This window comes from Acinetobacter lwoffii (assembly GCF_022809915.1).
GTDB lineage: Bacteria > Pseudomonadota > Gammaproteobacteria > Pseudomonadales > Moraxellaceae > Acinetobacter > Acinetobacter lwoffii_M.
Genome location: NZ_JALGQY010000006.1, coordinates 1 through 12,169, shown reverse-complemented (window position 1 = coordinate 12,169; position 12,169 = coordinate 1). Strand labels below are relative to the sequence as shown.

Genomic DNA, 12,169 nt, shown 5'->3' with positions numbered 1-12,169 from the left:
ATGGTCGCCGAGCAAACTTAACCTTCCTATTTATTTTACCATTTGATATAAATCTAATAATTTTTTCGCACCTAGCAACAGATTTTCTTCCCAATCCAGATGCGCAGTCCCATTGGCTCCATCACTAATGTATTTCACTGAAATCAGCCGAACGCCCAGCTTTTTACAGACTTTGGCCAAGGCATAGCCTTCCATATCCACCAGATTACACGTCACTTTTGAAATACCGGTTTCAAAGCTGTCGCCTGTGCCACAAATCCCTTTCGGTAAATGGTCAAAGAAAGAATCCAACTCAATCGCACCCGGGAAATGTTGATCCATGGGTGTTACACCGACTTCAAAACCAAGTGGTGAAACATCCATATCACGCTGTACAAACTGACTGACTTCAATCAGTTCATGGGCATTAAAATGCGAGCTGCCAGCTGTACCCAAATTCAGCAAGGTTGTGCAGCCCGTTTTTTGAATCACCTCGAAGGCTTTAAAGGCTGCATTCACTTTACCAATTCCGCTGTAATGTACATTTATGCCTTGAGCTTCAAACAAGCCTTTTGATTCATTGGGTAGCGCCATGATGAGTGCCAGATTGGACATTTGAAATACCTGATACAAAGAAAAATACAAAGAAAAGCGCTGACATTAGAAAGCAAAATTCGCTGAATGAAAAGCAGGAATGCGCTGATCGGATCCATTTGAAGCGTCGAAAAACAATCTGATTTGATATTCAGGAAAATGAATTTTCAAGAAAAATATTGCATAAAAACACAACAACAAGACGAAAGCGCGAGATTATGGCAATATATAGCCTCTCGATATTTCTAATCACTTGATTTGCCCATGCAGCTGCTCCGTCTAAATGCTCTAGCCTCTCATTCTGAATTACCCAAAACTGCCGTGACCATCGGTAATTTTGACGGCGTGCATTTAGGCCATCAGGCGATGATCCGTCAGCTGCAACAGGTGGCCAAAGCACAGGGTTTAAAATCTGTAGTGATGATTTTCGAGCCGCAACCACTTGAATACTTTCAGGGTTATGATGCTCCACCGCGTATTTCATCATTGCGTGAAAAAGTTGAATATCTGACTGAGCTGGGTGTGGACTATATCGCAGTGGCGAAATTTGACCATACTTTTCGCAGCCTGACTGCAGAAGCTTTTGCCGACATTTTAAAAGAAAAACTCAATGCCCGACATCTGGTCTTAGGCGATGATTTTCACTTTGGTAAAAACCGCCAAGGCAACAGCGAATTCTTGCGCAATTACGGCTTTGAAGTGACCAATTTAAATACCATTGCTCTGGATGGTGAGCGTGTCAGTTCCACCCGGATTCGCCAGACCTTGCAAGCCGGTGATTTAGCCTTGGCCGCACAATTGCTGGGTCGTCCTTATAGCATTACCGGGCGGGTGCAATATGGTGATCAGATTGGTCGAACTATTGATTTCCCGACCATTAATGTACGCCTTAACCGTCATAAGCCCTGCCTCAAGGGAATTTATGGGGTTGAAGTCATTTGCGAAACCCTATCCTTAAAAGACAAGGTAAAAGCCGATTCTGCAGCGCAAACAGGCATTGCAGGTTATGACCCCACTGCTCTGTTTGGGGCAGGTCATGTCGGCACACGTCCAGCCATCAAACAAGCACATCCAGAGTGGCGATTAGAAATACATTTTCCAGATGTTTCTGCTAATCTGTATGGCCTGTTGATGCGGGTGACGTTCTTAAACTATTTACATGGCGAAAAGGACTATCCTTCGCTTGAAGCGCTAAAAGCCGGAATTGATGATGATGTCGAGAAACTGCTTGAGTTTCGTCGAAATCACCCCACATTTCCCTTTTAATATCCCATATTTTTATTGTAAAACGTGTCAGTGACATAACTGATTAGATTGGAAGACGACTTGCATGAGCGATAAGCAAACTCCTGAAAATGCAGTGGACTATAAAGCCACGCTAAACCTCCCAGGTACTGACTTTGCAATGAAAGCAAATTTGGCAGTACGTGAAGCGAAATGGTTAGAAGAGTGGTATGCCGACAACATTTATCAGCAGATTCGTGAATCGCGTATTGGCAAGAAAAAATACGTGCTTCATGACGGCCCTCCTTATGCCAATGGTCAAATCCATTTGGGTCATGCGGTCAACAAAGTACTCAAAGACATCATTATCAAAAGTCGTGTCATGGATGGTTTTGATGCACCGTATGTACCGGGCTGGGACTGTCACGGTTTGCCAATCGAACTCAAAGTCGAAGAAAAAGTCGGTAAAGTCGGCGTAAAAGTGGATGCATCTACCTTCCGTAAAGCCTGCCGTGAATATGCCTACACCCAAGTTGAGCTTCAAAAGAAAGACTTCGTACGTATGGGCGTATTCGGGGATTGGGACAATCCTTACTTAACGATGAACTTCAAACAAGAAGCTGACATCGTACGTTCATTGGGTGCAATCGCGAAAGCAGGTCATATCGAGCCAGGTCTGAAACCAGTCAACTGGTGTCTAGACTGTGGTTCATCATTGGCTGAAGCTGAAGTTGAATACGAAGATAAAAAATCGGATGCAATTGACGTCGGTTTCACCGTTGTAGATTTAGCTGATTTATCTGTACGTGTAGGCGTAGAAGTTGCTGATCGTACGGACATCGTGATTTGGACAACAACGCCTTGGACGATGCCTGCTAACCAAGCGGTTGCACTCCACGCTGAACTTGAATACCAACTGGTGAAAGCAACTGGTGAAAACAAAGCATCACAAAACTTCATCCTTGCGAAATCATTGGTTGAGTCTGCAACTCAGCGTTATGGCTTTACTGCATTTGAAGTGCTTGCTGAATTCACAGGTGCAAAACTTGAGAATTTAGTTCTTCAACATCCTTTAATTGCTGAACGCCAAGTGCCAGTGATCTTGGGTGAACACGTCACCGATGCTAGCGGTACAGGTGCAGTACATACCGCACCGGGCCACGGTGTGGACGACTATAAAGTTGGTTTACAGTACAACTTAAAAGTAGAAAACCCAGTCGGCGGTAATGGTGTGTATTTACCGACTTCGCCAATCTTCCCGGGCGAGCACATCTACAAAGCCAATCCAAAAATTATTGCAGCATTAACTGAAGCGACCAAGCTTTGGGCACATGTGGTGATCAAGCATAGCTACCCGCATTGCTGGCGCCATAAAACCCCGATTATCTTCCGTGCGACACCACAATGGTTCATCAGCATGGATGCCAAAGGTCTACGTCAGAATGCCTTAAATGCGATTGAAAACGAGATCAGCTTCGTACCGGACTGGGGTAAAAACCGTATCCAGGCGATGATTGAAGGCCGTCCAGACTGGTGTATCTCACGTCAACGTACTTGGGGCGTGCCAATTCCATTCTTCGTGCATAAAGATACCAATGAATTGCACCCGCGTACGCCTGAACTGATCGAAGAAGTCGCGAAACTAATCGAGCAGGAAGGCATTGATGGTTGGTACAACCGTGATGCATCTGAGTTTATCGGTGCGGACGCTGAACAATATAATGCAGTACGCGACACGCTAGACGTTTGGTTCGATTCAGGTACAACGCACTATGCCGTACTGCGTGAACGTGAAGAACTGACTGATCCTGCCGATTTATATCTAGAAGGTTCAGACCAACACCGTGGCTGGTTCCAGTCGTCGTTATTGACTTCGATTGCGATTAACGAACGCGCACCGTATAAAGGCTTGTTGACCCACGGTTTCGTGGTCGATGAAAAAGGCCGCAAGATGTCCAAGTCGATCGGTAACGTGATCACGCCACAAGACATCATTAAAGATATGGGTGCGGATGGTTTACGTTTCTGGATCGCCTCTGCGGATTACCGTTATGAAATGACCGCTGGTAAAGAAATCTTTAGCCGTGCCTCTGACGGTTATCGTCGTATCCGTAACACGCTTCGTTTCTTACTTGCTAACCTGAATGGCTTCAAACCATCAACAGATGCGCTTCCTGTAGATCAATTGATCGCGCTGGATCAATACATTCTGCAACGTGCATCTGAAGTGCAAGAAACCATTAAGAAAGCATACGAAGATATGAACTTCCATATCGTAACGACTGCTCTGACTAATTTCTGTATCAATGACTTGGGTGGTTTCTACTTAGACATCATCAAAGACCGTCAATACACCACGAAAGCGGATTCGCAAGCACGTCATTCTGCACAAACTGCGTTGTATCACTTGGTACAAGCATTCGTGCGTTGGATGTCACCAATCCTGAGCTTCACTGCACAAGAAGCTTGGCCGTTAATTCCTGAGCAATCAGAGAAATACGTGTTCACGGCTGAATGGTATGATATTCCTGTGGCTTCAACTGCAAATGTAGTATCTGAAGCTGAATGGCAAACGCTCATTGCCGTGAAATCTGCAGTAAACAAATTCATTGAAACTGCACGTACCGCGAAAACTGTCGGTTCTAACTTGTCTGCCAAAGTTGAACTTTGGGCAAATGCCGAATTAAAAGCAGTGCTAGATAAGTTAAGTGATGAGCTTCGTTTCGTACTGATCACATCACAAGTGATCGTCAATGAGTTTGATGCAGCACAAGGTGAAGCGTCTGATCTTGAAGGCTTGAATGTGAAAGTTTCAGCAGCTGATGGCGAAAAATGCGTACGTTGCTGGCATGTATTACCAGATGTAAATACACATTCTGCACATCCTGGTCTATGCGGTCGTTGTATCATCAACCTTCCTACAGGCCAAGGCGAAGAGAGAAAATATGCCTAATACCCACACCAAAAAGGGCTTATTCCAGTTCTATCCACATAATTTATGGTGGGTTGGACTGGCCATTCTGGCGATCATTCTGGATCAATGGACCAAATGGATTGCAGTGACAAATCTGAACTATGCAGATCCTGTTCCTGTGCTGCCCTTTTTAAATTGGACACTGCTACATAACTATGGCGCTGCCTTTAGTTTCCTGTCCGATGCCGGTGGTTGGCAACGCTATTTCTTTACTTCACTGGCAGGTTTAGTGTCTGTAATCTTTGTGTTTTGGCTGATGCGCATGCCAAAAGACATGAAAATTTTACCATTGGCGATTGCCCTGATTCTGGGTGGTGCCATCGGTAATTTAATCGACCGGGTCAGCCTCGGCTATGTAGTCGATTTTATTCATGTGTATTACCAGAACAGCCACTTCCCTGCGTTCAATATCGCAGATAGTGCTATTACTGTAGGCACTATTCTGATGCTGATTGATACCTTTTTCTTAGAAAAACATCGAATTCAACGGGCGCAAGCACAACATGACTGATTTTATTCATCCTAACGAAGAAACCCGGGTTGCAGACGGTTCTAAAGTCGAGCTGCACTTTTCTGTCGCAATCGAAAATGGCGTGGAAATTGACAATACCCGTAGCCGTGAAGAACCGGTCAGCCTGGTGATTGGTGATGGCAATTTACTGCCTGGTTTTGAAAAAGCATTGTTTGGTTTACGTGCCGGTGACCGTCGTACGGTGAGCCTGCCGCCAGAAGATGCTTTTGGTCCATGGAATCCAGAAAACATCCAGAAATTTGATACGGTGAAGTTCGGAGAACGTCCGATCGAAGGTCACATGATCGAGTTTGAAGATAAAGCCAAAGCCACCTTGTATGGTGTGGTGAGATCGGTGAATGATGACATCACTGAAGTAGACTTTAACCATCCATTGGCAGGCAAAAACATCACTTTTGAAGTGGAAATCTTTAAAGTGACACCTGCGGGTCAGCAAGGCATTAAACTGATGTAAGACATCAGCTAATTAACTGATTTTAAAAAAGCTCCTTCGGGAGCTTTTTTATATTCCGGATACAAATCATCTCTAGTCACCTTCCTGAAATCTGATTAATTTAATTTGATGACCAGACCCGAAGAAAGGATGAAACATGAAAATTTATATTGTGGTTGGGAGTGTGCGTGAGGGACGTACTGCGATTAAAGTGGCGCACTGGGTCCTGCAGGAAATTAAAAGTTATGCCTTTAGCACTTTAGAAACTGAAATTGTCGATCTAAAAGAATGGGATCTTCCGCTATTTTCTGGCGCTCATCCCCCATTGACCGGGATTTATGATCAGCCCAAACAGCAAGAGTGGGCAGATAAAATTGCGCTTGGCGATGCCTTTATTTTTGTCACGCCTGAATACAATCATGGCTATAGCCCTGCCCTGAAAAATGCCCTGGATTATCTCGGCAAGGAATGGCAAGGCAAACCGGCAGCTTATATTGGTTATGGTGCGACCAACGGATCACGTTCGATTGACCAGATTCGTCAAGTCGGCACTCAACTTGGACTGGTAGATACCAATGCCGTGATCGAAATCCGTGACATCTTTGCACGCAACAAAGATTATTCCTTCCAAGGCAATGAATTTGATAATAAAAACTTAAAAGCTGTAGTGGATAGACTGATTCAATATGTCAGTGCTTAATGACTGGACGACAGCCCTGTACGTTTTAGCCTACATGCAGCGCAGAGTTTAGCCGCTATGCAGTCATTTTATGCGAGGCTATAGTGAGTACATAGACAGACAGGAAGTCTGCAAAGCGATACGACAACAATAAAAAGCGCCAATCAACAGGACGTTGACAGATTAGACAGGAGTCAGATCTGAGAAGCAAATCCAGAAAAGCCTCGACAGGATGTTGAGGCTTTTCTGTTTAAACTTTAGGTTTAACTAGAGTAGTGATCGGAATGCATCAAACATCAACCTTAAAGCCGAGATCAACATCACAGGCGGCCTGCCCTCCCCGGATCTCCCAATTTTCTAGTGCACTTTCTCTCAGATGAATCAGAATATGATCTGCAGGAATGCCGATTTCTCCGAGACTTTTGACCATCTGCTGATACAAATTGCGCTTGGTCTCCAGACTGCGGCCAGCAAAACAGTCAATACTGATCAAGGTAAAATATTCAGGCTGAGCTAAATGACTCATATACTGAAAACGATGCGCTTCATGCACGACCAGACGAATATTACGATCATATTCAGGCAGCTGAAAGGCAGTTTTTACACAATGAAATACACTGTTGAGCAATTGTTCCTCAACTGCTTGAGGATATTGTTGCCGAACTTCAATTTGAATCGTAGGCATAAGAGTTTCCTTTTTATTATTTTATGGACGTTTTTATTTATATCAGTTGATGCATATCAAACGAGTATTCTCTCGCTAACATACAGCAAAATCATCACCGCAGTTTATGATTTGGTCAGATGATCATTTTGAAACAGTATTTTTAAAATTCGACTGTCGACTTTGACCTACAATCCATGCAGTCAAATTGCCCTATTGCGCTGTATCGCTTCAGACTATATTCAGATCATACCAAGACAGGAAGTCTTGTAAGAAAAATTAAAAAATTCACGTAGCAGGATGCTGATTGGTATAACAGACATTATACCTTTAACAGAATATGAAAAGGCCTTCACAGGATGTAGAGGCCTTTTTCTTTTCATGCCAGCATCAGCTTAAAAAGATTTTTATCCAGATGGTCAGCTTATTCAATATTTCATATTTAGATAAGCATCCTAAAAGCAGAGGATTAAGGTGCTGTCATTTTTAACAGAGCTGCTTGCGGACCATCTTGAATCACCCACAGTGAACCATCCTGTGCCTGAGCAACTCCACGAATCCGCTCTTTCATATCCAGACGCTGAACTTCTTTCACTGGGGTCTGGATCGTATCCACAATCACAATCGCCTTGGAAGACAGACCGGTAGCAATCGCTTTATTTTTCCATTTCGGGAAGATATTAGCAGTATAAAAAATTAAATCTGAAGGAGAAATTACCGGAGTCCAATCCAGTGCCGGAGCTTCAAATTCAGGTCGGGTACTGTGGTCAGGAATCGGCTTACCGTCATAATGATCGCCATTGGATACCAGTGGATAACCATAATTTTTAGCTTTGACAATCTTGTTCAGTTCATCGCCGCCTTTCGGTCCCATTTCGATCACCCAAATCTGCCCTTTCGGATCAAAAGCCATGCCTAGAGGATTACGATGTCCAAGACTCCAGACCTGCCGGGCAATTTTACCCTGAGTCATAAACGGATTATCGGCAGGGATTGAGCCATCATCATTCAGGCGAATAATTTTACCGGCATTGGATTGCACATCCTGTGCAGGGTTGAATTGCTGACGTTCTCCTGAACTGATCCATAACTTACCATCCGACCCGAATACAATCCGATGGGCATAATGTCCCTGGCCTGAAAATTTCGGCACTTGCGTCCAGATCCGTTCAATTTGTGTGAGTTGAGGAGTGGCTTGATTTAAGTTTAATTTACCCCGGATCACCACTGCACCATATCCGCCTTGGCCTTGTTCAGCATAGCTCAGATATACCCACCGATTCTTTGCAAAATCAGGATGTAAAGCAACTTCGCCTAAGCCACCCTGGCCTCCATATGCGACTTGAGGTATGCCTTTAACTTCAATTTTTTTCTTGGTTTTTGGATCAAAGAGCTGCAATTTTCCTTTGCGCTCAGTAATTAATAGTCGGCCATCCTTTAAAGTAGTAATCGCCCACGGCTCATTAAATTGAGCAACCTGTTCAACCTTATATTTTTGCAAGTTAGAAGAGACTGCATCCGATTTGGCAGCTGATGTAGATACCTCTTGACTACTTCTAGAAGATGAATTCTCTGCATGACAGGCAGTAAATGCTAAAGCACAACAACTGAGTAGAATTTTTATTTTAAATTGCGACAACATTATCTTCTCCATACTGATTTATTGTTCAAATTAATATCAAGATACAGAATTTATAATGTAAATTCAGCAGAGAAAGGTAAATAGATACATTTTAAAAACTATAAAACGAGTTAATTTTGAAGTTTTATTTATAATTTTTGCACATAAAAAAACACCCCCAACCTTAGTTGGGGGTGTTTCGAATAATGAGCTGGCGATGACTTACTCTCACATGGGTAACCCCACACTACCATCAGCGCTAAGAGGTTTCACTTCTGAGTTCGGGAAGGGATCAGGTGGTTCACTCTTGCTATGGTCGCCAGCACAACTGTTTATGGATACTTGCTAGGTCTTACGTTTTGCCTTGCTTTCTACCAAATAGAATTCATTAACAGGTATATCTGAGTTGGGTATTTTGTTCTTTAGCGTTCACTAAATCAAGCTGTTTTGCTTAATATCGAATCAATTGATCCTCACTTCTTTCGAAGTTCGTACAACAACTGTTTGGGTGTTGTATAGTCAAGCCTCACGAGCAATTAGTATTGGTCAGCTTCACATATCACTATGCTTCCACATCCAACCTATCAACGTCGTAGTCTTCAACGGCTCTTTAGGAGACATAAAGTCTCGGGGAAATCTTATCTTGAGGTAGGCTTCCCGCTTAGATGCTTTCAGCGGTTATCCCTTCCGAACATAGCTACCCGGCGATGCCACTGGCGTGACAACCGGTACACCAGAGGTTCGTCCACTCTGGTCCTCTCGTACTAGGAGCAGATCCTCTCAAATTTCCAACGCCCACGGTAGATAGGGACCGAACTGTCTCACGACGTTCTAAACCCAGCTCGCGTACCTCTTTAAATGGCGAACAGCCATACCCTTGGGACCTGCTTCAGCCCCAGGATGAGATGAGCCGACATCGAGGTGCCAAACACCGCCGTCGATATGAACTCTTGGGCGGTATCAGCCTGTTATCCCCAGAGTACCTTTTATCCGTTGAGCGATGGCCCTTCCATACAGAACCACCGGATCACTAAGACCTACTTTCGTACCTGCTCGACTTGTGGGTCTCGCAGTTAAGCGCGCTTTTGCCTTTATACTCTACGCGTGATTTCCGACCACGCTGAGCGCACCTTCGTACTCCTCCGTTACTCTTTAGGAGGAGACCGCCCCAGTCAAACTACCCACCAGACATGGTCCTCGTCCCGGATAACGGGACAGAGTTAGAACCTCAATATTACCAGGGTGGTATTTCAAGGACGGCTCCATCGCAACTAGCGTCGCGACTTCAAAGCCTCCCACCTATCCTACACAAGTAAGATCAAAGTTCAATGTCAAGCTGCAGTAAAGGTTCACGGGGTCTTTCCGTCTAGCCGCGGGTACACCGCATCTTCACGGCGAATTCGATTTCACTGAGTCTCTGCTGGAGACAGCGCCCCCATCATTATGCCATTCGTGCAGGTCGGAACTTACCCGACAAGGAATTTCGCTACCTTAGGACCGTTATAGTTACGGCCGCCGTTTACTGGGGCTTCGATCAAGAGCTTCGCTTACGCTAACCCCATCAATTAACCTTCCAGCACCGGGCAGGCATCACACCCTATACGTCCACTTTCGTGTTTGCAGAGTGCTATGTTTTTAATAAACAGTTGCAGGGGCCTGGTTTCTGTGGCTGCTCTCAGCTCAGGAAGCAAGTTCCATCACCAAAAGCAGCGTACCTTCTCCCGAAGTTACGGTACCATTTTGCCTAGTTCCTTCAGCAGAGTTCTCTCAAGCGCTTTGGTCTACTCGACCTGACCACCTGTGTCGGTTTCGGGTACGATTCCTGTGTAACTGAAGCTTAGAGACTTTTCCTGGAAGCATGGTATCAGCCACTTCACTGTACAAGTACAGCTTGCTATCAGTTCTCAGCATAGAGTACCCCGGATTTGCCTAAGATACATGCCTACAACCTTCCACCTGGACAACCAACGCCAGGCTGACTTAACCTTCTCCGTCCTCTCATCGCATTACACAGAAGTATTGGAATATTAACCAATTTCCCATCGACTACGCCTCTCGGCCTCGCCTTAGGGGTCGACTCACCCAGCCCCGATTAACGTTGGACTGGAACCCTTGGTCTTTCAGCGTGCGAGTTTTTCACTCGCATTGTCGTTACTCACGTCAGCATTCGCACTTCTGATACCTCCAGCAGACTTCTCAATCCACCTTCATCGGCTTACAGAACGCTCCCCTACCACGCATAATAAATTATGCATCCGCAGCTTCGGCATATAGTTTTAGCCCCGTTACATCTTCCGCGCAGGCCGACTCGACTAGTGAGCTATTACGCTTTCTTTAAAGGGTGGCTGCTTCTAAGCCAACCTCCTAGCTGTCTATGCCTTCCCACATCGTTTCCCACTTAACTATAATTTTGGGGCCTTAGCTGGCGGTCTGGATTGTTTTCCTCTTGACTACGGACGTTAGCACCCGCAGTCTGTCTCCCGGATAGTACTCATTGGTATTCGGAGTTTGCATCGGTTTGGTAAGTCGGGATGACCCCCTAGCCGAAACAGTGCTCTACCCCCAATGGTATTCGTCCGAGGCGCTACCTAAATAGCTTTCGGGGAGAACCAGCTATCACCAAGTTTGATTAGCCTTTCACCCCTATCCACAAGTCATCCCCTGGCTTTTCAACGACAGTGGGTTCGGTCCTCCAGTTAGTGTTACCCAACCTTCAACCTGCTCATGGATAGATCACCTGGTTTCGGGTCTATACCCAGCAACTAATGCGCCCTATTAAGACTCGGTTTCCCTACGGCTCCCCTATGCGGTTAACCTTGCTACTGAATATAAGTCGCTGACCCATTATACAAAAGGTACGCAGTCACCGAACAAGTCGGCTCCCACTGCTTGTATGCATGCGGTTTCAGGATCTATTTCACTCCCCTCACAGGGGTTCTTTTCGCCTTTCCCTCACGGTACTGGTTCACTATCGGTCAGTCAGGAGTATTTAGCCTTGGAGGATGGTCCCCCCATATTCAGACAAGGTTTCACGTGCCTCGCCCTACTCGACATCATCATATAAGCCCTTTCGTGTACAGGACTATCACCGTCTACGGTCGCACTTCCCAGAGCGTTCCACTAGAACTTATATGACTTAATGGGCTCTTCCCCTTTCGCTCGCCGCTACTGAGGGAATCTCAATTGATTTCTTTTCCTAAGGGTACTGAGATGTTTCACTTCCCCTCGTTCGCCTTGCAACACTATGTATTCATGTTGCAATACCTACCTTATGGTAAGTGGGTTTCCCCATTCAGACATCTCCGGATCACAGGATATTTGCCGCCTCCCCGGAGCTTTTCGCAGGCTATCACGTCTTTCATCGCCTCTGACTGCCAAGGCATCCACCACATGCACTTAATTACTTGACTATACAACCCCAAACAGTCGTTTATCCTTACAAGTGGGATAAGCAACAGATTGTGATGAT

The 12,169-nt window shown here is 45.2% G+C and carries 8 protein-coding genes and 2 rRNA genes; 5 read left to right on the top strand and 5 right to left on the bottom strand.

The window, feature by feature from the left end:
• Positions 1-30 precede the first annotated feature (30 nt).
• Complete coding sequence (locus tag MTX11_RS04395; RefSeq protein WP_243474459.1) at positions 31-594, bottom strand: 5'-methylthioadenosine/S-adenosylhomocysteine nucleosidase family protein; 564 nt, start codon at positions 592-594, stop codon at positions 31-33.
• 243 nt (positions 595-837) lie between these two features.
• On the opposite strand from MTX11_RS04395, the gene ribF reads away from it, so the two are divergent.
• The 5 genes from ribF to MTX11_RS04370 all read left to right on the top strand — a co-directional run bounded on the left by ribF (position 838) and on the right by MTX11_RS04370 (position 6,436).
• The gene (gene ribF, locus MTX11_RS04390; RefSeq protein WP_243474458.1) at positions 838-1,839 is read left to right on the top strand and encodes a bifunctional riboflavin kinase/FAD synthetase; all 1,002 of its coding nucleotides are present in this window, start codon (positions 838-840) and stop codon (positions 1,837-1,839) included.
• A gap of 64 nt (positions 1,840-1,903) precedes the next feature.
• Positions 1,904-4,750 (top strand): isoleucine--tRNA ligase, encoded by a 2,847-nt coding sequence (gene ileS, locus MTX11_RS04385; RefSeq protein ID WP_243474457.1) that lies wholly within the window; start codon positions 1,904-1,906, stop codon positions 4,748-4,750.
• The gene (gene lspA / locus MTX11_RS04380) at positions 4,743-5,282 is read left to right on the top strand and encodes a signal peptidase II (RefSeq protein WP_004281218.1); all 540 of its coding nucleotides are present in this window, start codon (positions 4,743-4,745) and stop codon (positions 5,280-5,282) included. Before ileS ends, lspA begins: the two co-directional genes overlap by 8 nt.
• Positions 5,275-5,757, top strand: coding sequence for an FKBP-type peptidyl-prolyl cis-trans isomerase (locus MTX11_RS04375; protein ID WP_004281217.1), 483 nt, complete (start codon positions 5,275-5,277; stop codon positions 5,755-5,757). Before lspA ends, MTX11_RS04375 begins: the two co-directional genes overlap by 8 nt.
• A gap of 136 nt (positions 5,758-5,893) precedes the next feature.
• Positions 5,894-6,436 (top strand): NADPH-dependent FMN reductase, encoded by a 543-nt coding sequence (locus tag MTX11_RS04370; RefSeq protein ID WP_243474456.1) that lies wholly within the window; start codon positions 5,894-5,896, stop codon positions 6,434-6,436.
• Positions 6,437-6,704: 268 nt separating this feature from the next.
• On the opposite strand, the gene MTX11_RS04365 is transcribed toward MTX11_RS04370, so the two are convergent.
• From MTX11_RS04365 to MTX11_RS04350, 4 genes are all read right to left on the bottom strand, one after another.
• Positions 6,705-7,100, bottom strand: a complete 396-nt coding sequence (locus MTX11_RS04365; RefSeq protein WP_243474455.1) for a tautomerase family protein — start codon at positions 7,098-7,100, stop codon at positions 6,705-6,707.
• Positions 7,101-7,548: 448 nt separating this feature from the next.
• Positions 7,549-8,721, bottom strand: a complete 1,173-nt coding sequence (locus tag MTX11_RS04360; RefSeq protein WP_243474454.1) for a PQQ-dependent sugar dehydrogenase — start codon at positions 8,719-8,721, stop codon at positions 7,549-7,551.
• A gap of 188 nt (positions 8,722-8,909) precedes the next feature.
• A 5S ribosomal RNA gene (gene rrf / locus MTX11_RS04355) occupies positions 8,910-9,024 on the bottom strand.
• Positions 9,025-9,215: 191 nt separating this feature from the next.
• A 23S ribosomal RNA gene (locus MTX11_RS04350) occupies positions 9,216-12,110 on the bottom strand.
• Positions 12,111-12,169: the final 59 nt, after the last annotated feature.